The sequence below is a fragment of the Sphingomonas sanguinis NBRC 13937 genome, from assembly GCF_001591005.1.
In the GTDB taxonomy this organism is placed as follows: Bacteria; Pseudomonadota; Alphaproteobacteria; order Sphingomonadales; family Sphingomonadaceae; genus Sphingomonas; species Sphingomonas sanguinis.
The window spans coordinates 17426-39523 of sequence record NZ_BCTY01000004.1; the positions used below are offsets into that span (position 1 = coordinate 17426).

21 protein-coding genes are annotated in these 22098 nt (G+C 66.1%); 14 read left to right on the forward strand and 7 right to left on the reverse strand.

All coding sequences use genetic code 11. The features are described 5' to 3' along the window. The first annotated feature begins 9 nt into the window (after positions 1-9). The 4 genes from SSA01S_RS03525 to SSA01S_RS03540 are packed head-to-tail and all read left to right on the forward strand — an operon-like array spanning position 10 to position 4802. A complete protein-coding gene (locus tag SSA01S_RS03525) occupies positions 10-1485 on the forward strand; it encodes an efflux transporter outer membrane subunit (protein ID WP_061779256.1) in 1476 nt (491 codons plus the stop codon). Further along, positions 1485-2876, forward strand: a complete 1392-nt coding sequence (locus SSA01S_RS03530) for an efflux RND transporter periplasmic adaptor subunit (RefSeq protein WP_061779257.1) — start codon at positions 1485-1487, stop codon at positions 2874-2876. Before SSA01S_RS03525 ends, SSA01S_RS03530 begins: the two co-directional genes overlap by 1 nt. A 43-nt stretch (positions 2877-2919) precedes the next feature. Continuing rightward, complete coding sequence (locus tag SSA01S_RS03535) at positions 2920-3597, forward strand: ABC transporter ATP-binding protein (protein ID WP_058733152.1); 678 nt, start codon at positions 2920-2922, stop codon at positions 3595-3597. Further along, positions 3597-4802, forward strand: a complete 1206-nt coding sequence (locus tag SSA01S_RS03540; protein WP_058733130.1) for an ABC transporter permease — start codon at positions 3597-3599, stop codon at positions 4800-4802. The genes SSA01S_RS03535 and SSA01S_RS03540 overlap by 1 nt, the downstream gene beginning before the upstream one ends. Here SSA01S_RS03540 and SSA01S_RS03545 read toward each other — a convergent pair. From SSA01S_RS03545 to SSA01S_RS03565, 5 genes are read right to left on the reverse strand one after another with little or no spacing between them, the layout of a single operon-like run. Continuing rightward, positions 4771-5394 (reverse strand): nucleotidyltransferase family protein, encoded by a 624-nt coding sequence (locus tag SSA01S_RS03545; RefSeq protein WP_061779258.1) that lies wholly within the window; start codon positions 5392-5394, stop codon positions 4771-4773. The two genes, SSA01S_RS03540 and SSA01S_RS03545, sit on opposite strands and share 32 nt — an antisense overlap. Next, positions 5381-6304, reverse strand: coding sequence for an XdhC family protein (locus tag SSA01S_RS03550; RefSeq protein WP_061779259.1), 924 nt, complete (start codon positions 6302-6304; stop codon positions 5381-5383). The genes SSA01S_RS03545 and SSA01S_RS03550 overlap by 14 nt, the downstream gene beginning before the upstream one ends. After that, positions 6304-8541 (reverse strand): xanthine dehydrogenase family protein molybdopterin-binding subunit, encoded by a 2238-nt coding sequence (locus SSA01S_RS03555; RefSeq protein WP_061779260.1) that lies wholly within the window; start codon positions 8539-8541, stop codon positions 6304-6306. Before SSA01S_RS03555 ends, SSA01S_RS03550 begins: the two co-directional genes overlap by 1 nt. Before the next feature lie 4 nt (positions 8542-8545). Then, positions 8546-9529 carry an FAD binding domain-containing protein gene (locus SSA01S_RS03560; protein ID WP_061779261.1) on the reverse strand — a complete coding sequence of 328 codons (984 nt, stop codon included), beginning with the start codon at positions 9527-9529 and terminating at the stop codon, positions 8546-8548. Next, positions 9526-10062 carry a 2Fe-2S iron-sulfur cluster-binding protein gene (locus SSA01S_RS03565; protein WP_058752873.1) on the reverse strand — a complete coding sequence of 179 codons (537 nt, stop codon included), beginning with the start codon at positions 10060-10062 and terminating at the stop codon, positions 9526-9528. Before SSA01S_RS03565 ends, SSA01S_RS03560 begins: the two co-directional genes overlap by 4 nt. A gap of 113 nt (positions 10063-10175) precedes the next feature. On the opposite strand from SSA01S_RS03565, the gene SSA01S_RS03570 reads away from it, so the two are divergent. Together SSA01S_RS03570 and SSA01S_RS03575 are read left to right on the forward strand one after the other, a co-directional pair. Continuing rightward, positions 10176-11174, forward strand: coding sequence for a glycerophosphodiester phosphodiesterase (locus SSA01S_RS03570; protein WP_061779344.1), 999 nt, complete (start codon positions 10176-10178; stop codon positions 11172-11174). A gap of 14 nt (positions 11175-11188) precedes the next feature. Beyond that, positions 11189-11497, forward strand: coding sequence for a hypothetical protein (locus tag SSA01S_RS03575; RefSeq protein WP_061779262.1), 309 nt, complete (start codon positions 11189-11191; stop codon positions 11495-11497). On the opposite strand, the gene SSA01S_RS03580 is transcribed toward SSA01S_RS03575, so the two are convergent. Next, on the reverse strand, positions 11491-12201 hold the full coding sequence (locus SSA01S_RS03580; RefSeq protein ID WP_156477655.1) for an esterase/lipase family protein: 711 nt from the start codon (positions 12199-12201) through the stop codon (positions 11491-11493). The two genes, SSA01S_RS03575 and SSA01S_RS03580, sit on opposite strands and share 7 nt — an antisense overlap. Next, complete coding sequence (locus SSA01S_RS03585) at positions 12192-12887, reverse strand: TIGR02117 family protein (RefSeq protein WP_061779263.1); 696 nt, start codon at positions 12885-12887, stop codon at positions 12192-12194. Before SSA01S_RS03585 ends, SSA01S_RS03580 begins: the two co-directional genes overlap by 10 nt. Positions 12888-12901: 14 nt before the next feature. Between SSA01S_RS03585 and phhA the strand changes: the two genes are divergently transcribed. The 8 genes from phhA to SSA01S_RS03625 all read left to right on the forward strand — a co-directional run bounded on the left by phhA (position 12902) and on the right by SSA01S_RS03625 (position 22095). Next, on the forward strand, positions 12902-13771 hold the full coding sequence (phhA, locus tag SSA01S_RS03590) for a phenylalanine 4-monooxygenase (protein WP_061779264.1): 870 nt from the start codon (positions 12902-12904) through the stop codon (positions 13769-13771). Positions 13772-13821: 50 nt separating this feature from the next. Further along, entirely contained in the window at positions 13822-14397 is a 576-nt protein-coding gene (locus tag SSA01S_RS03595; protein WP_061779265.1) for an ATP-dependent Clp protease proteolytic subunit, read from the forward strand. Between the two features lie 108 nt (positions 14398-14505). After that, positions 14506-15285, forward strand: a complete 780-nt coding sequence (locus SSA01S_RS03600) for a succinate dehydrogenase iron-sulfur subunit (RefSeq protein ID WP_058715170.1) — start codon at positions 14506-14508, stop codon at positions 15283-15285. Positions 15286-15456: 171 nt separating this feature from the next. Further along, entirely contained in the window at positions 15457-16593 is a 1137-nt protein-coding gene (gene zapE, locus SSA01S_RS03605; RefSeq protein WP_061779266.1) for a cell division protein ZapE, read from the forward strand. A gap of 121 nt (positions 16594-16714) precedes the next feature. Then, entirely contained in the window at positions 16715-17677 is a 963-nt protein-coding gene (mdh, locus tag SSA01S_RS03610; RefSeq protein WP_061779267.1) for a malate dehydrogenase, read from the forward strand. A gap of 59 nt (positions 17678-17736) precedes the next feature. Continuing rightward, positions 17737-18033, forward strand: coding sequence for a GIY-YIG nuclease family protein (locus tag SSA01S_RS03615; RefSeq protein ID WP_061779268.1), 297 nt, complete (start codon positions 17737-17739; stop codon positions 18031-18033). A 53-nt stretch (positions 18034-18086) separates the two neighbouring features. Beyond that, positions 18087-18971, forward strand: a complete 885-nt coding sequence (sucD, locus tag SSA01S_RS03620; RefSeq protein ID WP_042484035.1) for a succinate--CoA ligase subunit alpha — start codon at positions 18087-18089, stop codon at positions 18969-18971. A 130-nt stretch (positions 18972-19101) separates the two neighbouring features. Then, positions 19102-22095, forward strand: coding sequence for a 2-oxoglutarate dehydrogenase E1 component (locus tag SSA01S_RS03625; protein ID WP_061779269.1), 2994 nt, complete (start codon positions 19102-19104; stop codon positions 22093-22095). The last annotated feature ends 3 nt before the right edge of the window (positions 22096-22098 follow it).

Below are 22098 nucleotides of genomic sequence, written 5' to 3' on the forward strand. Positions count from 1 at the left end.
TTCCTGCGCATGAAGCCTCGCGCCCGCGTCCTTCTTCTCGTCACCGCCGCCTTGTCCGGCTGTACGGTCGGCCCCGATTACCGCCCCGCGGCTCCGCAAGTGCTGGGGGTGCCCGCGAACTGGTCGGTGCCCGCCGCCAATGCGCAGGCGCAGGACCTCAGCCGATGGTGGCGCTCATTCGACGATCCGCTGCTGGCCGAACTGGTCGAGCGGGCGGTGGTCGCCAATACCGATGTGGCGCAGGCCATCGCCCGGCTGCGGCAGGCGCGCGAAAGCCTGATCCAGAGCCGCGCCTCGCTGCTGCCCAATGTGTCGGGCTCGACCGGCTATCAGCGCAACGAGAATCTGCGCGGTGGTGGACGCAGCTTCACGCTGCCCGACGGCACGGTGGTCGATACCGGCGGGGGCGGGAGCAACAGCTTCACGGTCGGGCTGTCGGCCAGCTATCAAGTCGGCCTGTTCGGCGAAGTCCGCCGCACCGTCGAGGCGACACGCGCCACGTACGAAGGGGCCGGGTTCAGCTATGCCGCGACGCTACTGACCGTCGAGAGCGAGCTGGCGCGCAACTACGTGCTGGCGCGCGCCTATCAGGCACAGCTCGCCAATGCGCGCGCCAGCCTGGCCCTGCAGGACGACAATCTGGAGATTGCCGGGTTCCGCGTCCAGGCAGGCCTGGTGTCCTCGCTCGATTCCGAACAGGCGCGCAGCCAGCGGGCGCAGACCGCCGCGACCATCCCCTCGATCGAGCAGCAATATAACGCTGCCGTCTCGCGCCTGGGCGTGCTGACCGCCCAGGCCCCCGGTGCGGTCAAGGCACGGATGGAGGCCGTGCGGCCCATTCCGCAAGGTCCGGCGGTGATCGGCGTCGGTATTCCGGCCGATATCCTGCGTCGTCGCCCCGATGTCCGCGCGGCCGAGCGCAACCTGGCCGCCGCGACCGCCCGGATCGGCGTGGCGCAGGCCGCGCTTTACCCGGCGCTTGCGATCTCCGGGAATATCAACACGGCGGCGACCAGCCTCGGTTCGCTGGGTGACGCGATCACCGGCAGCCTGTTCGCGGGGCTGACCCAGGCGATCTTCAACGGCGGGCGGCTGCGGTCCCAGGTCCGCAACGCCCAGGCGCTGACCGATCAGGCCTATGCCGCCTATCAGGGCACCGTTCTCCTCGCGCTGGAGGATGTCGAGAACGCGATCGTCGCGCTCAACACCGCCCGCGAGCGGGAGCGGCAGTTCGCCATCCAACTCGACGCCGCGCGCAACTCGGCGATCCTGGCGCGCAGCCAGTATCGCAGCGGCCTGACCGACTTCACCACCCTGTCGCAACAGGAGGCCGCGCTGCTCAGCGCGCAGAACGGGCTGGTGCAGGCCCGCTCGGACGCCGCGACCGCGCAGGTGCAGTTGTTCGCCGCGCTGGGTGGCGGCTGGGACGACACCACCACACCCGAAGCGCCGCCGCGCTCCACCCCAACCCCGGACAACCGCTGATGGCCGACCAGACTCTCGACGATTTCCTGGGCGTGAAGCCGCAGCCGCGCTGGCGCAAATGGGTGCAGTGGGGCGTCGTGATCGTCGGCGTGGTGCTGCTGGCGCTGCTCCTGAAAAGCTGTTTCGGGGGCAATAAGGATGCCGGATATGCGACTGCCCCCGTCACGCGCGGCAACCTGACGGTCACCGTCTCGGCGACCGGCAAGCTGGCGCCGACCAACCAGGTGACGGTCGGCTCGCAGCTGTCGGGCCTGGTGACCAAGGTGGTGGTCGACGTCAACGACCGTGTGAAGGCGGGCGAGGCGCTGGCGCTGATCGATCCCGAACAGATCGACGACCAGATTCGCGCCGCACAGGCAACGCTGGCCGCCAACACCGCGCAGGTGGCGCAGGCGCGCGCGACCGTGGCGGAGGCGCAGGCGCAGCTCGCGCGACTGGAGCAGGTCTATAAGCTGTCCAACGGCCGCGTCCCCTCGGCCACCGAGCTTCAAGCCGGACGCGCCGATGCGCAGCGCGCGGTCGCCGCGCTCCGGGTCGCGGAGGCCAATGTCGCCGCCGCGCGCGCCCAGCTCGCCCAGTCGCAGACCCAGCGCCAGCGTGCGATCATCCGCTCGCCCGTGTCGGGCGTGGTGCTGGCGCGGCAGGTCGATCCGGGCCAGACGGTCGCGGCATCGTTCAACACGCCGACCCTGTTCGTCATCGCCGAAGACCTGACCAAGATGAAGCTGGAGGTCGCGATCGACGAGGCCGATGTCGGCCAGGTGAAGATCGGGCAGAAGGCGAACTTCACCGTCGACGCCTTTCCGGGACGGACCTTTCCGGCCACGATCACCCGCGTCGATCTGGGCTCGAACCTGACGGTCAGCGCGGCCACGTCGTCTGCCTCCTCGACCGCCAGCGCGGCGTCGACCACGGGGCAGGTGGTCAGCTATGCCGCCGACCTGACGGTCGCCAATCCCGACCTGCAACTGCGCCCTGGCATGACCGCGACCGCCGATATCGTGACGTCGGACAAGCGCAACGTCATGCTGATCCCCAATGCGGCGCTTCGCTTCCAGCCCTCCGATGGGGCGGGCCAGGGCGGTGGCGGTATCGCGGGTTCGTTGACCTTCCGCCCGCGTCGGGATCGCGCGGCGCGCACCGCCACCGTACAGCGCGGCGCGACCCAGACCATCTATGTGCGCGGGGGCGACGGTAAGCCGCAGCCGATCCAGATCGTCACCGGCGACACCAATGGTTCGATGACCGAGGTGCTGTCGGGCGACCTGAAGCCCGGCATGGAGGTCATCACCGGCCAGCTTGCGGCGGGCCAGGACGCCAAGGCGGGCGGTGGCGGCCAGCGGCGTCAGGGGCGCTCCGGCGGTGGGCAGGGAGCAGGCGGTGGCCGCTGAGGCACCCCTGATCCAGCTTCGCGGCGTCACCAAGAGCTATGGCATGGGGGCGACCCAGTTCCAGGCGCTGAAAGGCGTCGACCTGGATATCGCGGGCGGGGATTTCGTCGCGGTCATGGGACCGTCGGGTTCGGGCAAGTCGACGACGATGAATATCCTGGGCTGTCTCGACGTGCCCAGCGGCGGCAGCTTCCTGTTTCGGGGGCACCATGTCGAGACGCTGGACCGCGACCAGCGCGCGATGCTGCGGCGGCGCTATCTGGGCTTCGTGTTCCAGGGGTTCAACCTGCTGTCGCGCACGACTGCGCTGGAGAATGTCGAGCTGCCTCTGCTCTATCGCGGCGAAGACAAGAAGACACGGCGCGAACTGGGCATGGCGGCGCTGGAGAAGGTCGGGCTCGACAAATGGTGGGACCATACCCCCGCCGAACTGTCGGGCGGGCAGCAGCAGCGCGTGGCGATCGCGCGCGCCATCGTCACCAGCCCCGACGTGCTGCTGGCCGACGAGCCGACCGGCAATCTCGATTCCGAACGTTCGGTAGAGATCATGGAGTTGCTGACCGGGCTGAACCGGGACAGCGGCATCACCGTCCTGATGGTCACGCATGAGCCCGACATGGCGGCGTTCGCGCGCACCGTCATCCACTTCAAGGACGGGCTGGTCGATCGGATCGAGGCACAGCACCGGCCGGGTGAAACCCCGACGATGGACATGAACTGATGTTCGGCACCACGCTCATTCTCGCGATCCGATCGATCCGGCGGCATGTGCTGCGCTCGTTCCTGACGACGCTTGGCATCATCATCGGTGTCGGTGCGGTCGTGACCATGGTGACGCTGGGCAAGGCGACGACCGCCGCCGTGCAGCAGTCCATTTCGTCGCTGGGCACCAACATCCTGCAGGTCCGCCCCGGCCAGGGCTTCGGACGCGGCGGCGGCGGTCCGCGGCCGCCCGACTTCAAGCCCGAGGACGTATCCGCCATCGCCGAGCAGATCGCAGGCGTGACGGCGGTGGCGCCCCAGGCCCAGGCCAGCGCGACCGCCATTTATGAGGGCGCGAACTGGTCGACCACGGTCACCGGCACGACGCTCGCCTATTTCACCGTCCAGCCCTGGCCGCTGGCTTCCGGGCGGCTGTGGACCCCGGCCGAACAGGCGTCGGGCAAGGCGGTGTGCATCATCGGCAATACGGTCCGCAAGAACCTGTTCCCCAGTACCGATGCGGTCGGCCAGCGCTTTCGGATCGGTGCGATCAGCTGCGACGTGATCGGTGTGCTGACGACGCGCGGGCAGGGTGGCTTTGGCGATCAGGACGATGTGGTGCTGATGCCGATCAAGGCGGTGCAGCGGCGCTTTACCGGCAATCGCGACATCCGCCTGATGCTGGTCGGCGTCGATCAGGCCTATCAGACCAGCGCGGTGCAGGCCTCGCTGACCTCGCTGCTGCGCGAACGGCGCAACATTACCGGCGACAAGGCCGAGGACTTCAACATCTTCGACACCAAGCAGATCAGCGACACGCTGACCAGCACGACGACGATGCTGACCCGCATCGTCGCGGCGGTGGCGGCGATCAGCCTGGTGGTGGGCGGCATCGGCATCATGAACATCATGCTGGTGTCCGTCACCGAACGCACGCGCGAGATCGGTATTCGCCTGGCGATCGGCGCGGTCGCGCGCGAAGTGCTGATGCAGTTCCTGGTCGAGGCGGTGGTGCTGTCCTGCCTGGGCGGGATCATCGGCCTGCTCCTGGCGCAGGCGATCATCGCCCTGCTCGTGCCCGTGATGCAGGTGCCCTGGACCTTCGACCTTCAGATCAACGTCATCGCCTTTGCCATTTCGGCGGTGATTGGCGTGGTATTCGGTTATTTCCCGGCACGGCGGGCGGCGGCGCTCAATCCGATCGACGCGCTTCGGCACGAGTGATGGTGCGCTCGGGCGCGTGGACGAGCTGACGCAGCCGCTCCAGATCCTCGGGCGTGTCGATGTCGATCAGCTCGGCGGGCGCGGTCACGACATGCCGCCCGCCCGCGACCAGCTTGCGGCCGCCCTCGTCGCCCTCCAGCTTCAGCAGCGCCTCGAACCGGCCTGATCCGAAGACACCCGGCGGGGTGGGGTGCTCGCCATTGCTCGATACCACCACCGAATCCGGGCCCTCGAAAGCGTCGAACAGGCGATAGATGTGCGCCGCCGTCACACGCGGCATATCGGCCAGCGCGATCAGGATCGCCTGGGGCGAGGCCTTCATCGCCTCGCGCACGCCGAGGTGCATCGAGTGGGACATGCCCTGGCCGACATTCTCATTGTGGATCACGCGATAGCCGCGCGAGGCGAAGTCCAACTGACAGCCGTCCGTCACCACAATCCGGTCGGCAAAGGGAATGCTCTCCAGCGCGGTGGTGACGTGGAAACCCACTGGTTTGCCGAGAAATTCGGCCTCCAGCTTGTTCTCCATCCCGAAGCGGCTCAACTGCCCCGCGGCAAGCAGGACCAGCACCACATCCTTAGCGTCGATCATGAAAGGCTCCTATCATCGCCGCCGCGATCGACAGTGCGATCTCGGACGGACCGATCGCCCCGATGTCGAGGCCTACGGGGCCATCGATCCGGTCGATCGCTGACAGGGGAACGCCCATCGAACCGAGACGCTCCCGCCGCGCGGCATGGCTGCGGCGGCTGCCCAGCGCGCCGACATAAGCGGTGTCGTGCGCCAGCGCGGCGACCAGCGCGGGGTCGTCGATCTTGGTGTCGTGGCTCAGCGTCACGACGGCGGTGGCGGGGCCGGGCGCATAGGCGGCCACCGCCTCATCGGGCCAGCGGTCGTCCAGCGTCACGCCGGGAAAGCGTTCTTCGGTCAGAAAACGCGCGCGCGGATCGATGACGGTGGTGGCGATACCCAGCGTCTGGGCAAGCTGCGCCAGGCTCTGCGCGATCTGCACCGCGCCGACGATCAGCAACCGGCGCGGCGGGTCGTAGCGGTTGGCGAAGACCTCGCCCGTCTCGATCGGGCGCAGGTCCGAATGGCCGGTGGTCAGGTCGGTGGTGACGGTCAGCGCCTGGCCTCGTTCGCGCGCCTCGGCGATCCGGTCGAACAGCTCGGGGTCGAAGCCGTCCGCCGACACCGGCTGGACCATCACCGCGATCTCGCCGCCACAGGGCAGGCCGACTTCCCAGGCCGAGGCGTCGGCGACACCATAGCGTTTCACTTGGAACGGCGCGCCCGCGATGACCTCGGCGGCGGTGTGGAGGATGTCGTTCTCGACACAGCCGCCCGACACCGATCCCTCGAACCGGCCATCGGCATGGACCAGCATATGGCTGCCACGCGGGCGCGGTGCCGACCCCCAGGTCGACACCACGGTCGCGATCGCCATCGGCTCGCCGCGCCATGTCCGGGCTGCGGCGAGAATACCGTCATGGTCGCTCATCAAAGCGCCGGGAGATGGTCGAGCAGCTTGTCGAGCGTCACCGGCATATCGCGCACCCGCACGCCGGTGGCGTTGTAGATGGCGTTGACCACCGCCGGAGCCGCGCCGGAAATGCCCAGCTCGCCGATCCCCTTGGCATGGATCGGATTGGCATGGATGTCCCGTTCGTCGAGGAAGTGGACTTCCAGCTGGGGCACGTCGGCGTTCACCGGCACATGATATTCGGCGAGGTCGTGATTGACCAGCTTGCCGGTGCGCGGGTCGTGGATCAGATCCTCGGTCAGCGCGGTGCCGATGCCGAAGGTCATGCCGCCCAGGCATTGCGAGCGTGCGGTCTTCGCGTTGAGCACGCGCCCCGCCGCGAACACGCCCAGCATCCGCCGCACGCGAACCTCGCCGGTAACGACGTTGACGCCAACCTCGGCGAAGTGCGCGCCGTAACTCGCCTGGTTGAACTGCTTTTCCTGTTGGCCGGGCTTGATCGTGCCCACTGCAGACAGGCTTTCCTTGCCGACCAGTTCGCCGATCGGGACCGAGCGGTTGTCGCCGATCGCCATGCCGTCCTTAAGCGTCAGGCTGTCCGTGTTGACGCCCATCGCCTTGGCCAGCTTCTCTCGCACCCGTTCGGCCGCCAGATAGACCGCCGAACCTGCCGAGCCCGCGCCCCAGGACCCGCCCGAACCGGCGGCGGGGGGATCGTTGGTGTCGCCCAGCGCCATGGTGATCTTCTCGACCGGCAGGCCCAGAATCTCGGCAGCGATCTGCGCCATGATCGTATAGCTGCCCGTGCCGATATCGGTCATCGCCGAGCTGACGGTCGCGGTGCCGTCGGGGTGGAGTTCCACCTTCGCGGACGACTGCTGGAGCATGTTGGACCGCGCGGCCGAGGCCACGCCCATGCCGATCAGCCAATCGCCCTCCCGCCGGGTGCCCGGCGCCTGGCGCTGGTCCCAGCCGAAATGCTTGGCTCCTTCTTCCAGTGCGCGGGTCAACTGCCGCGAGGAATAAGGGACCTTCAACTCGGGGTCCTGTTCGGGATCGTTGATCTTGCGCAGGGCGATCGGATCGATGCCGACCGCTTCGGCCAGTTCGTCCATCGCGCATTCCAGCCCGACCATGCCGACCGCCTCGCCCGGCGCGCGCATCGAGCCGGAGAGCAGCCAGTTCAGCCGCACCACGTCATGGTTGATCCGCCGATTCTCGCCCGCATAGAGGAAGTGCGTGCCGATCCCCACGGGCTCGAAGAAATCCTCGTCGGGCAGGTTGGAGGTGATGGATTCATGGCCCAGCGCCACGATCCGACCGCCCGCCTCGGCGCCCAGGCGCATCCGCTGTTCGGTATTGGAGCGGCGGACGGTGGCGTCGAACACTTGCTGGCGCAGCATCACCGCCTTGACCGGGCGGTTCGACCGCTTGGCCGCAATGGCGGCGGCGACGCTTTCGGGCGCGATGCCCAGCTTCGATCCGAAGCCGCCGCCGATATAGCGCGAGATGATCCGCACCTTGGACGGCGAGACACCCAGCGACTTGGCGAGCTGCTGCGCATCCGAAGTCGGCATCTGGTATGCGCCGTAGAGCGTCAGCGCGCCGTCCTCCCATACTGCGATCGAGGCATGCGGCTCCATCGCGGCGGAGTTCTGGCTGGGGGTGGTATAGGTCACGTCGACCTTGACCGCCGCACCATCGAACGCCCGGTCGAAATCGCCCTGGTCGTAATGGCCCTTGATCAGGCCATCGGGGGCGGGTTCGGCCTCGGCCTTGTTCGCCTCGTAATCGAAGGTCCCGTCGAGCGGTTCGTACTCGACCTTCAGGCGCTTGGCCGCATCGCGGGCGATCTCGAAGCTCTCGGCAACGACGATGGCGATGATCTCGCCGAAATAGTCGACCGTGCGTACCCCTTGCGTGGGTGCGCTCGTTTCACCGCCCTGCTGCGAATTGCGGATGAAGGTGTCGTAATCGGTGATGACGTCGATGACGCCGGGGATGGCCTTCACGGCGTCGGCGTCGATCGATTTGATCTTCGCATGACCCTTGGTCGCGCTGACCAGCACGCCATGCGCGCAGTTCTCGATGGCATATTCGGCGGCATAGGTGGCGGTGCCGGTCACCTTTTTCGGGCCGTCCACGCGGTCGAGCGGTTTGGAAATGACGCCTTGCACACCGGTGTCGAGCAGGCTGTCGGGATGCGGCTGATTCATGGTCAGCGCGTTGGTATCGTCCTTGCCGAATCCGAGCATGGGATCAGCCCTCCTGCGTCAGTTCACGGAGCGTCGCGATCAGCGTGCGGCGCGTCAGCGGAATCTTGAAGTCGTTCGAGCCATGGCCCTTGGCCTCGGCCAGCAGCGCATCGGCGGCGGCGTGAAAGGCCGCGTCGGTCGGGGCCTGGCCGACCAGTGCGGCCTCCACCGCTTCGTCACGCCACGGCATCGGGCCTAGGCCGCCAAAGGCCAAACGCGCCGAGGCGATCTTGCCATCCTCGACCGCGACGATGCCGGCCACCGATACCAGCGCAAACGCATAGGAGGCCCGGTCGCGCACTTTGCGATAGGTCTGGCGGCCCTTGGGCGGGGGCGGCAGCTCGACATGGGTGATCAACTCACCCGGCTCCAGCACATTCTCGACCTCGGGCGTGGTGCCGGGCAGGCGATAGAATTCGCCGATCGCGATCCGGCGGCGGTCGCCGTCGGGCTTTTGGGTGACGATGACGGCCTCCAGCGCGCGCATGGCGACCGCCATGTCGCTGGGGTGCGTCGCGATGCACTGGTCCGAGGTGCCGAGGATCGCCAGGATGCGGTTCTCGCCACCGATCGCCGAACAGCCGCTTCCCGGCTCGCGCTTGTTGCACGGGGTGGCGGGGTCGTAGAAATAATAGCAGCGTGTCCGCTGGAGCAGGTTGCCGCCGGTCGAGGCCTTGTTACGCAACTGCCCCGACGCACCCGCCAACAGCGCGCGGGAGAGGACCGGATAGCGCTCGATGACGCGAGCATCGGCGGCCAAGTCGCTGTTGGGGACGAGCGCGCCGATGGTCAGCCCGCCATCCTCGCGCTCCTCGATCGCGCCCAGGTCCAGGCGGCTGATGTCGATCAGCGTTTCGGGCGTCTCGACCTGCAGCTTCATCAGGTCGAGCAGATTGGTCCCGCCTGCGATGAAGCGCGCACCCGGCAGCGCGCCGCTGCGGGTGGCGGTGTCGATCGAGTCGGCGCGGGCATAGTCGAACGGTTTCATGCCGCGACCTCCTTGCCTACATCATCATTGGGATTGCGGTTGCCCTGCCCGGCCACTTCGCGAATGGCATCGACGATATTGGGATAGGCGGCGCAGCGGCACAGATTGCCGCTCATCCGTTCCGAAATTTCCTCGACCGTCAGCTCGGCATGGCCCAGATCCTCGGTGACATGGCTCGGCCAGCCCTTGGCGACCTCGGCCAGCATTCCCACTGCCGAGCAAATCTGCCCCGGCGTGCAATAACCGCACTGATAGCCGTCGTGGCGGACAAAGGCGTCCTGCATGGGATGGAGGTTGCCCGGCTGGCCCAGCCCCTCGATCGTGGTGATCTCGTCATCCTGATGCATCACCGCCAGCGTCAGGCAGCTATTGATGCGGCGGCCATCGACCAGCATGGTGCACGCACCGCACTGGCCATGGTCGCAGCCCTTTTTGGAGCCGGTCAGCCCCAGATGCTCGCGGCACAGGTCGAGCAGCGACGTTCGGACATCGACCTCGATGTCATGCGATTGACCATTGATTGTGAAATGCATCGCGCCATCCCCTTGGGATTACAATTGGATGAACAAACGCCATGAATCTGTTGGGTTTCCCGTTGCGAACCACTCTCATTGCCGCGTCGCTCGTGATCGGGCAGGGTGAGGCCATGTCCGCCGAACCTGCCAAGCCGCTGTCCTCGCCCATCGTCATCGCGCATCGCGGGGCGAGTGGAGAGCGCCCAGAACACACGCTAGCCGCCTATGATCTCGCGATCCGGGAGGGCGCGGACGTGATCGAGCCCGATCTGGTGCCGACCAAGGACGGCCATCTGGTCGCCCGGCACGAGAACGAGATTTCGGGCACCACCGATGTCGCGTCGCATCCCGAATTCGCCGACCGCAAGACGACGAAGACGATCGACGGCCAGACCGAAACCGGCTGGTTTACCGAGGATTTCACGCTGGCCGAGCTGAAGACACTGCGCGCGCGGGAACGCCTGCCGCAGCTGCGCTCGACCGCCTATGACGGCCAGTTCGCCATTCCGACGCTGGAGGAGATCATCGCGCTCGCCAAGCAGCGGACGAAGGAGACCGGGCGGACCATCTCCATCTATCCCGAAACCAAGCACCCGACCTATTTTGCGAGCATCGGCAAAGGCACCGACGCCCCGCTGGTCGCCGCGCTGGCCAAGGCGGGTTGGACGACCGCCGAGGCACCGGTCTTCATCCAGTCGTTCGAGGTGAACAACCTCAAGCATCTGAAGACGATGACCGGTATCCGCCTGATCCAGCTGGTCGCGGGCGAGGCCGGTCCGGCGGACAAGGCCGCGCCCAGCTATGCCGCGATGATGACGCCGGAAGGATTGAAGCAGGTCGCCACCTATGCCTGGGGCATCGGGCCCGACAAGGCGATGCTGTGGAACGGCGATGCGCCGACGACGCTGGTGGCCGATGCCCATGCGGCGGGCCTGCGCGTCCATCCCTGGACCTATCGCGCGGAAAACTACTTCGTGCGGCCTGCCTTCCGAAAGGGCACCGATCCCAAGGCGCATGGCGATGTCGCGGGCGAAATTCGCGCCGCGCTGGGCCAGGGTATCGACGGTTTCTTCACCGATTTCCCGCACATCGGGGTAGAAACGCGCAACGCTTTTTTGCGCGCCCGCTGAAAGACCCTGTGACCATGCGTAACCTCGTCCTGAAACTCGCCGTCCTGACCCTGCCGCTGGCGACCGGAGGGTGCGTCAAGACGGTCGCCAGCGTGGTGAAGGCGCCGTTCCAGGCGGCGGGGCAGGTGGTCGACTGGACGACGACCAGCCAGGACGAGGCGGACCGCAATTACGGCCGCAAGATGCGCAAGCAGGAGGCCAAGGAAGGCCGCGCTCGCCGTGACTATGAGAGGCAGTGCCGCAAGCACCCCGAGCAATGCCAGCAGAACCCGCAGGGCCGGCCCAGCCAGCAGGGCTATGACGGTTACCGGGCCGGTTATTGAGCGCTGACGGGCGGCGGCCATCCGGCGAGGATGGTTGCCACCGCCGCCAGCACCTGTGGTCGATGCTGAACCCATAAATGGCTGGAGCGGACCTCGATCGACGGGGTCGCATCGTCGCGACAGATGATCCCGGCGACCAGCCCGTCGCTTCGGCTCCAGATCGCGGCCGAGGGGCAGGGTAGCGGCCCCGCGATCGCCGCGGAGCGGGCCAGGACGGCGGGATCGTCGACCTGCTCGCCGGTCAGCCGCTCGAACGCTTTCCACACATTGGTCGCGCGTGGTGGCCCGGCATAGGGCGAGGATATGGTGACCACGCCCGCGACCAGATCGGGACGCGCCTGGGCCGCCATTCGCGCCATGATCCCGCCCAGGCTGATACCGATCAACGTTACCGGTCCGTTGTAGGCCAGCGACTCGATGCGCGCGATCAATCGCTCGGCCTCCGCTCCGACGCTGCGCACCCCCCGGTTGCGGCCCAGCCTCCAGCCATGGACGCGATAGCCCTTGGCGGCGAGATAGCGGCGCAGCACGATGTTCGAGCCGTCGGTGTTGAACAGGCCGGGCAGCACCATGACCGTCCGCCCATCGCCAGGCGGCGCGGCGGCGAGTTCCGCGCGATACCGCCACCATGTCGCGCCCATCCACAAGGCGCGCGGCAGTTCGGCGGCCCACAGCGCCTTGGAGGGCGGCGGGATCACAGCCATGCCATCACCGATGCGGGGAAGGGCGTCCACCACCCCATTCGTACCCCGGCCGCCGCCAGCGCATCGCCGGTCCAGCTGTTACAGGTATGGGCGGCGCTGTATCGCCCGTTCGCCTCGTAAAAGGCATCGTACACGTCATAACCCGGATAATGCGGCCCGCCGCGTTTCCAGCTTGTCTGGATGAAGCCGACCAGGCGGCGATAGGCTTGCGGCGACAGGCGCACCGCGCGGACATCGTCGCCATTGGCATGAGGGAGCGGCAGATGGTCGACATGGATCAGCGTCCGGTCGCTGCCGAATGCGGCGCGCAGGATCGTACCGGCTTTCACATCACGCCAGTGCGGCGTCTCGTGAAAGAAGCCCGCCTCGCCCCAGCCGATGGCGAGGAAGGGAAAGCCCGCATAGCGCGGGTCGCGCAAATCCTGCCCCGGTGCCCAGTCGCGCCAGTCCACCCCCGCCGCCTGTTTGGGCACGATGATCGCGGTGTGAATCGCGCTCGACTCGACGAAGATGGTGACGGCATCCGCGCCGGCAGCAGGCAGGGGGGCGGTCGTGCGGGGGATCGCGCCCAGCGCCAGTCCCAAGCCAAAATAACCGAACAGGATCAGGCCGATCGCGGCCGCCAACCCCCTTGCAACGTGCCCCAGCCGTCGCCACGATATGGTTTCATTTGTCACCATCATCATGATAGGCTCTCCGCATGGCACAGGATACCCATGTTCTCGCTGCCCCGCCCGAAGGGGCCGGAGCCGATTGGACCATCCCGCAGGGGTGGGAGCATTACACGGCGCAAGAGCATGCGACCTGGGATACGCTGTTCGCGCGCCAGTCCAAATTGCTGCCCGGACGTGCATCCGAAGCGTATCTTCGCGGGCTGGACGTGCTCAAGCTGTCGCGGCCGGGCATTCCCGATTTCGAGGAACTGTCCGACCGGCTGATGAAACTGACCGGGTGGCAGGTCGTGGCGGTGCCGGGGCTGGTGCCCGACGATGTGTTCTTCGACCATATGGCCAATCGCCGTTTCGTCGCGGGCAATTTCATCCGGCGGCCTGATCAGCTGGATTACCTGCAGGAGCCCGACGTCTTCCATGACGTGTTCGGTCATGTGCCGATGCTCGCCGATCCGGTCTTCGCCGATTATCTCGCCGCCTATGGGCGCGGCGGGCAGCGCGCGCTGGGCATGGACGCGCTGAAATATCTGGGGCGGCTCTATTGGTATACGGTCGAGTTCGGGCTGGTGCGCGAGGATGGCGACCTGCGCATTTACGGGGCGGGGATCGTGTCGAGCTATTCGGAAAGCCGTTTCGCGCTGGAAGACCCGAGCCCCAACCGGATCGGCTTCGACCTCGCCCGCGTGATGCGAACGGAATATCGCATCGACGATTTCCAGCAGAATTACTTCGTCATCCCGAGTTACGAGGACCTGCTCAAGACCACGCTGGAGACGGATTTCGCGCCGCTCTATGCGGAGATCAAGGCGTTGCCGGACATTCCTGTCGCCGAGATCGTGGAGGGGGACGCGGTGGTGACGCACGGAACCCAGGACTATGCGAAGGCGAGACTGGGATAGGGTTCCCCCGATTGGCGGAACCTTATCCCGCACCCCCGGTTCGCCACCCCATGCACGACCTGCCCAACAAAGCGGTGAAATACCCGCTGCTCGCCCGCCCGCACATCCAGCTTTACGGCACGGTGGACGAGGTGATGTATGCCGGTTTCAAGGACCAGCTCGCCGCCGCACCGACCGACGGGCCGCTGGTCGTGTCGATCACCACCTTGGGCGGCGACCCGGAAATGGCGCGGGCGATGGGCGACTCGATCCGCCTACTGCGCGACTATACCGGCCGAGAGACGCTGTTCCTGGGCAAGGTCGCCGTCTATTCGGCGGGGGCGACCTTCATGTCGGCCTTTCCGGTCGAGACGCGGTTTCTGACGCGCGGCACCCGGCTCATGCTCCACGAACGACAGATGTCGGGCTCGATCGACCTGACCGGCCCGCTGACCAGCCTGCCCGCGATCCTGAAGGCCAAGCTGCATGAGATCGAGCAGTCGGTTCTGATCCAGGAAGAGGGCTTCCGCGCCATCGTCAACGGCTCGCAGGTGTCGTTCGAGACGCTGCGCGAAAAGGCGGTCAGCAACTGGTATGTCGATGCCGAGGAGGCGCGCGATCTGGGTCTCGTTCTTGATGTGATCTGAACCCGCGCCTAAATCGGTCAAGACATTTGCGACAAGCGCCCCTGTCATGTATCGGCGGGGGCGATCCTTTGCCGACAGCCTGTCGGCCCATCCAGCGGGTTTGTGACCATGGCCGAATTTGCCCTGCCGAAGAACAGTGTCATCAAGAAGGGCGAAACGCACAAGGCGACCACCGGCGGCCGCCTGAAGAAGTTCAAGGTGTACCGCTACGACCCCGATTCGGGTCAGAACCCGCGTTACGACACGTTCGAGATCGATCTGGACGAATGCGGCCCGATGGTCCTCGACGCGCTGATCAAGATGAAGGCCGAGCAGGACAGCTCGCTGACCTTCCGCCGTTCGTGCCGCGAGGGCATTTGCGGATCGTGCGCGATGAACATCGATGGTCGCAACGGCTTGGCTTGCACCACCGCGATCGAAGATGTGAAGGGCACCGTCCAGATCACGCCCTTGCCGCATATGGACGTGGTCAAGGATCTGGTCCCCGACTTCACGCACTTCTACGCGCAATACGCCTCGATCAAGCCGTGGCTGCAGACCGTGTCGCCCGCCCCCTCGGGCAAGGAGCGGCTCCAGTCGCCGGACGACCGCGCCAAGCTCGATGGTCTGTACGAGTGCATCCTGTGCGCCTGCTGCTCGACCTCGTGCCCCAGCTATTGGTGGAACAGTGACAAGTTCCTGGGCCCGGCGATCCTGCTCCAGGCCTATCGCTGGCTGGCCGACAGTCGCGACGAGATGACCGGCGAGCGTCTGGACGAGCTGGAAGACCCCTTCCGCCTGTATCGCTGCCACACGATCATGAACTGCGCGAATGTCTGCCCCAAGGGTCTGAACCCGGCCAAGGCGATCGCCGAGATCAAGAAAATGGAAGCCGAGCGGGTCATCTGATCCGGTTCGTTTCTATCTGGTCTCTTAGCCACCCTCACCCTTCCGGCGCTGACGCGCCTCCCTCCCTCTCCCACTGGGAGAGGGAAGGGGCCCGCCCGCGTTCGCGGGTGGGAAGGGTGAGGGTGGAGAGGGGTTGACGCCAGCCACCCCAGGGCAGACATCGCCCCCAACATGCCCGACATCCTCAATGCCTATCGCCGCCTGGTCTCCGCCGAAGAGCTCCGCCCCGATCCCGAACAGGCCGCCGCCGCCGCGCGACTTGAAGAGCTAGCCAAAACGCTCGAAGCGAGAGAAAATCGCAAGAAGCCCAGCTTTCTGGAGCGCTGGCTCACAACCAGTCCAGTGATCCTGTCGCGCGGCGTCTATCTCTGGGGCGATGTCGGGCGCGGCAAGTCGATGCTGATGGACCTGTTCTTCGATCACGTCGCGGTCGAGGCCAAGCGCCGCGTCCACTTCGCCGAGTTCATGCTGGAGGTGCACGCCCGCATCGCGACCGAGCGCGCCAAGCAGGCCGGCGACCCGATCGCCCCCGTCGCCACCGCGCTGGCCGAGGAAGTGCGGCTGCTGGCATTCGACGAGATGATGGTGACCAACAGTCCCGACGCGATGATCCTGTCGCGGCTGTTTACCGCGCTGATAGAAGCGGGGGTGACGATCGTCACCACCTCCAACCGGCCGCCCAAGGACCTCTACAAGAACGGGCTCAACCGCGAGCATTTCCTGCCCTTCATCGCGCTGATCGAGGCGCGGCTGGACGTGCTGGCGCTGAACGGGCCGACCGATTACCGGCGTGACCGGCTGGGGCGGCTCGACACATGGCTGGTGCCCAATGGGCCGAAGGCGACGATGACGCTGTCGGCGGCGTTCTTTCGCCTGACCGACTATCCGGTCGAGGATGCGGCTCATGTGCCCTCCGAGGACCTGAAGGTCGGCGGGCGGGTGCTGCATGTTCCCAAGGCGTTGAAGGGCGTCGCGGTCTTCTCATTCAAGCGACTGTGCGGCGAGGCGCGCGGGGCGGCGGACTATCTGGCGGTCGCGCGGCGCTTCCACACCGTGATTCTGGTCGGCATCCCCAAGCTGGGCCCGGAGAACCGCAACGAGGCGGCGCGCTTCGTCCAGCTGATCGACGCGCTGTACGAACACAAGGTCAAGCTGCTCGCCGCAGCCGACGCCCAACCCGCCGATCTCTATGAAACTGGTGACGGCCGTTTCGAGTTTGAGCGTACGATCAGCCGGTTGGAAGAGATGCGTTCCGAGGACTATCTGGCCCAGGGTCATGGTCCCGATGAAGGGCTAATGAACGCTTAATGCACTTGCGAACCATTATCGTTTAAAATCTTAAACTCTGCGGATTAACGGTTGCCCCGACGCCCATATGGGCGTAGGCCGCGTGACCAATCACGTACGTCCACTACGGAGTAGGATTGGAATGGCTCGCAAGAAGATCGCGCTGATCGGCGCCGGTAACATCGGCGGCACGCTGGCGCACCTCGCCGCGCTCAAGGGGCTGGGCGATATCGTCCTGTTCGACGTCGTCGAGGGTGTTCCCCAGGGCAAGGCGCTCGACCTGTCGCAGTGCGGCCCGGTCGAGGGTTTCGACGCGAACATCAAGGGTTCCAACGACTACGCCGATATCGCGGGCGCCGATGTGATCATCGTCACCGCCGGTGTCGCGCGCAAGCCCGGCATGAGCCGTGACGACCTGCTCGGCATCAACCTGAAGGTGATGAAGGCGGTCGGCGAGGGTATCGCCGCCAACGCACCCGACGCCTTCGTGATCTGCATCACCAACCCGCTCGACGCGATGGTCTGGGCGCTGCGTGAGTTCTCGGGTCTGCCCGCGAACAAGGTTGTCGGCATGGCGGGCGTGCTCGACTCGGCGCGCTTCTCGCACTTCCTCGCCGAAGAGTTCGGCGTGTCGGTGAAGGACGTGAACACCTTCGTGCTCGGCGGCCACGGCGACACCATGGTCCCGGTCCTGGAATATTCGACCGTCAGCGGCATCCCGGTCAGCGACCTGATCGAGATGGGCTTCTCGACCCAGGAAAAGGTCGACGAAATCATCAAGCGCACCCGCGGCGGCGGCGGCGAGATCGTCGCGCTGCTCAAGACCGGCTCGGCCTATTATGCGCCCGCCACCAGCGGCATCGCGATGGCCGAGGCGTATCTCTACGACCAGAAGCGCATCCTGCCTGCCGCGGCGCACCTGTCGGGTGAGTATGGCATCGATAACCTCTATGTCGGCGTCCCCGTCGTGATCGGCGCCGGTGGCGTCGAGAAGGTCGTCGAGGTCAAGCTGTCGGACGAGGCGAAGGCCAACCTTCAGGTTTCGGTCGACGCGGTCAAGGAACTGCTCGTCGCCTGCAAGGGTATCGACGAGAGCCTGGCGTAATCAAGGAGTGAGCACCCACCCCGGCGAAAGCCGGGGTCCAGTTGGGAGTGTCCCCGACCATGGACGGTCCGGCCCATGTTTACATCATGGCCAACCGCCGGAACGGGACGCTCTATCTCGGGTCGACGATCAATCTGCCAAAGCGTGCCTGGGAGCATCGCAACGGCGTGGTCGAGGGGTTCACGAAACGATATGGCTGTCATCTGCTCGTCTGGTACGAGGTGCATGAGAGCCTGGAATTTGCACGGCAGCGCGAGCTGCAGATGAAAGAATGGAGACGGGGCTGGAAGTTGCAGGAGATCGAAGGGCTCAATCCCGACTGGGATGATCTTTACGATCGGATCGCGCTTCCATGACCGTCTTCCCAACTGGACCCCGGCGTACGCCGGGGTGGAAGGGCGATTAGCAGATGAGCATCCTCGTCAACAAGAACACCAAGGTCATCACCCAGGGCATGACGGGTGAAACCGGCACGTTCCACACCCAGCAGGCGTTGGCCTACGGGACGCAGATGGTCGGCGGCGTGACGCCGGGCAAGGGCGGCACCGAGCATATCGGCCTGCCGGTCTTCAACACCGTCGCCGAAGCCAAGTCGAAGACGGGCGCCGATGCGTCGGTCATCTATGTGCCGCCGCCCTTCGCGGCCGACTCGATCCTGGAAGCGATCGACGCGGAAATCCCGCTAATCGTCGCGATCACCGAAGGCATTCCGGTCCTCGACATGGTAAAGGTCAAGCGCGCCCTGTCGGGCTCCAAGTCGCGCCTGATCGGTCCGAACTGTCCGGGCGTGCTGACGCCGGGTGAGTGCAAGATCGGCATCATGCCGGGTTCGATCTTCAAGAAGGGCTCGGTCGGCGTCGTGTCGCGTTCGGGCACGCTGACCTATGAGGCGGTGTTCCAGACCTCGAACGCTGGCCTGGGCCAGACGACCGCGGTCGGCATCGGCGGCGACCCCGTCAACGGCACCAACTTCATCGACGTGCTGGAGCTGTTCCTGGCCGATGACGAGACCCAGTCGATCATCATGATCGGCGAGATCGGCGGCTCGGCCGAAGAGGAAGCCGCGCAGTTCCTGCGTGACGAAGCCAAGCGTGGTCGCAGCAAGCCGATGGCCGGCTTCATCGCGGGCCGCACCGCGCCTCCGGGCCGTCGCATGGGCCATGCCGGTGCGATCGTGTCGGGCGGCCAGGGCGGCGCCGAGGACAAGATCGCGGCGATGGAAGCGGCCGGGATCAAGGTCGCGGCCAGCCCGTCGGAACTCGGCTCGACCCTGTTGTCGGTGCTGAACAAGTAAGGCGTATCGCGTCACCCCGGCACAACCGCCGGGGTCCGTGGCGGCAGGCGGGCCGCTCGCGGCTGCGGACCCCAGGCGGATGTGCCGGGGTGGCGATCACAAAGAAGTCGGGCGGTCGAGGAAGCGTCTCATGGGCTACGAAGGCCAGGAATTCAGCGACATCGCGGCGGGCGTCAGCCCCGCTTTCATCGAAACGCTCTATGCCAAGTATCAGGCCGACCAGTCGTCGGTCGATGCGGGCTGGCGGACCTTCTTCGAGGGTCTGGAGCAGGGCGTGGGCGCCCCCAGCTGGCAGAATAAGCGCTGGCCGCTGACCTCGACCGACGATCTGACGGCGGGCCTCGACCCGACCCAGATGGAACCGGCCCCCAAGCCCGGCCGTGATGGCAAGGGGGGCGGCAAGCCCGCCGCCGCTGCACCGGCCGCTGCGGCACCCTCGACCGCCGACATCGTGAAGGCGGCGGGTGACGCGATCCGGGCGCAGATGCTGATCCGCACCTACCGGGTGCGCGGCCATCTCGCGGCGAACCTCGACCCGCTCGGCCTGTCGGGCCTTCGCGAGCTGCCCGAGGACCTGAAGACCGAATATCACGGCTTCACCGACGCCGATATCGACCGCAAGGTGTATCTTGGCGGCACGATGGGCTTTGAATGGGCGACCGTTCGGGAGCTGGTCGACACGCTGCGCAAGAATTACTGCGGCAATATCGGCCTCGAATATATGCACATCGCCGACGTGGAGGAGCGCCGCTTCCTTCAGGACCGGATGGAAGGCCAGGACAAGGCGATCGACTTCACCGTCGATGGCAAGAAGGCGATCCTGAACAAGGTGATCGAGGCCGAGCAGTGGGAAAAGTTCCTCGGCAAGAAATATGTCGGCACCAAGCGCTTCGGCCTGGACGGCGGCGAGTCGATGATCCCCGCGCTCGAATCGGTCATCAAGTACGGTGGCCAGATGGGCGTGCGCGAGATCGTGTTCGGCATGGCGCATCGCGGCCGTCTGAACGTGCTGGCCAATGTCATGGCCAAGCCGCTGCGCGTGATCTTCCACGAATTCGCCGGTGGTTCGGCCAACCCCGATGACATCGGCGGTTCTGGCGACGTGAAGTATCACCTGGGCACCTCGACCGACCGCGAGTTCGATGGCCACAAGGTCCATATGTCGCTGGTTGCCAACCCCTCGCACCTCGAGGCGGTGAACCCGGTCGTGCTGGGCAAGACCCGCGCGATCCAGACGATCGCGGGCGACCTGGAGGACCACACCGCTTCGGTGCCGGTGCTGATCCATGGCGACGCAGCGTTCGCTGGCCAGGGCATCGTGTGGGAATGCCTCGGCTTCTCCGGCATCCGTGGCTATAACACGGGTGGTTGCGTCCACTTCATCATCAACAACCAGGTGGGCTTCACCACCTCGCCGCAGTTCGCGCGCTCCTCGCCCTATCCGTCGGATGTGGCCAAGGGCGTTCAGGCACCGGTCTTCCACGTCAATGGCGACGATCCCGAAGCGGTGACCTTCGCCACCAAGATGGCGATCGAGTTCCGTCAGAAGTTCCACCGCGACATCGTGATCGACATGTGGTGCTATCGCCGCTTCGGTCACAATGAGGGCGACGAGCCGGGCTTCACCCAGCCGCTGATGTACAACAAGATCCGCTCGCACCCCGGTGTCGCCGAAACCTATGCGAAGCGCCTTGTGTCCGAAGGCGTGGTCGATCAGGCCTGGGTCGACGAGAACATCAAGCAGTACACCACCCGCTGCGAAGGCGAGTTCGAGGCGGGCGCGAGCTACAAGCCCAACAAGGCGGACTGGTTCGCCGGTCGTTGGTCGGGTCTGTCGGCACCGAAGGAAAGCGATCAGGGTCGCCGCAACGTGGAGACCGGCCTCGACAAGAAGCTGTTCGACGCGATCGGCCGTACGCTGACGACGATCCCCGAGGGGCTTCAGGTCCACAAGACGCTGAACCGCGTGCTCGACGCCAAGCGCCAGATGTTCACGACGGGCGAGAATTTCGACTGGGCGACCGGTGAGGCCTTGGCCTTCGGTTCGCTGCTGTCGGAAGGGTATGGCGTCCGTCTGTCGGGCCAGGATTCGGGTCGCGGCACCTTCTCGCAGCGTCACGCGGTCTGGGTCGACCAGACCGACGAGCATAAGTATGTGCCGCTGAAGACCGTCGAGCATGGCAGCTTCGAGGTGCTGGACAGCCCGCTGTCCGAATATGGCGTGCTCGGCTTCGAGTACGGCTACGCACTGGCCGATCCGAAGACGCTGGTGCTGTGGGAGGCGCAGTTCGGCGACTTCGTCAACGGCGCGCAGATCATGATCGACCAGTTCATCACGAGCGGCGAGTCCAAGTGGCTGCGCGCCAACGGCCTCGTGATGCTGCTGCCGCATGGTTATGAAGGGCAGGGTCCGGAGCACTCGTCGGCCCGTCCCGAGCGCTTCCTCCAGTCCTGCGCCAACGACAATATCCAGGTTGCGAACTGCACCACCCCGGCCAACTATTTCCACCTGTTGCGCCGCCAGATGCACCGCAATTTCCGCAAGCCCCTGATCGTGATGACGCCCAAGTCGCTGCTACGTCACAAGCTGGCGGTGTCGAAGGCCGAGGACTTCCAGGGCGAGAGCCACTTCCGTCGCCTGCTGTCGGACACCAATGGTGCCGCCGACGAGGCCACGACGCGGCTGGTCCTGTGCACCGGCAAGGTCGCCTACGACCTGATCGAGGCACGCGACGCGGCGGGCGATACCACGACCCAGATCGTGCGTGTCGAGCAGCTCTATCCGTTCCCGAGCGATGCGCTCGCCAAGCGGATCGCGCGGATGCCGAACCTGCAGGACGTGGTCTGGGCGCAGGAAGAGCCGAAGAACAACGGTTACTGGTTCTTCGTCGAGCCGCTGATCGAGGAGTCGCTGGCAGCCGCCGGTGCGAGCGTGAAGCGGGCGCGTTATGCGGGTCGTGCGGCGGCGGCATCGCCCGCCACCGGCCTGATGAAGCGCCACACCGCCGAGCAGGGCGCGCTGGTCGCCGATGCGCTGGGCCATAATGTCCGCGAGGAAATCCGCCGGACGCGCGCCGAGGGCAGCAACACCACCGCCAAGCCGACCACGGCGGCGGCGGACTGACTT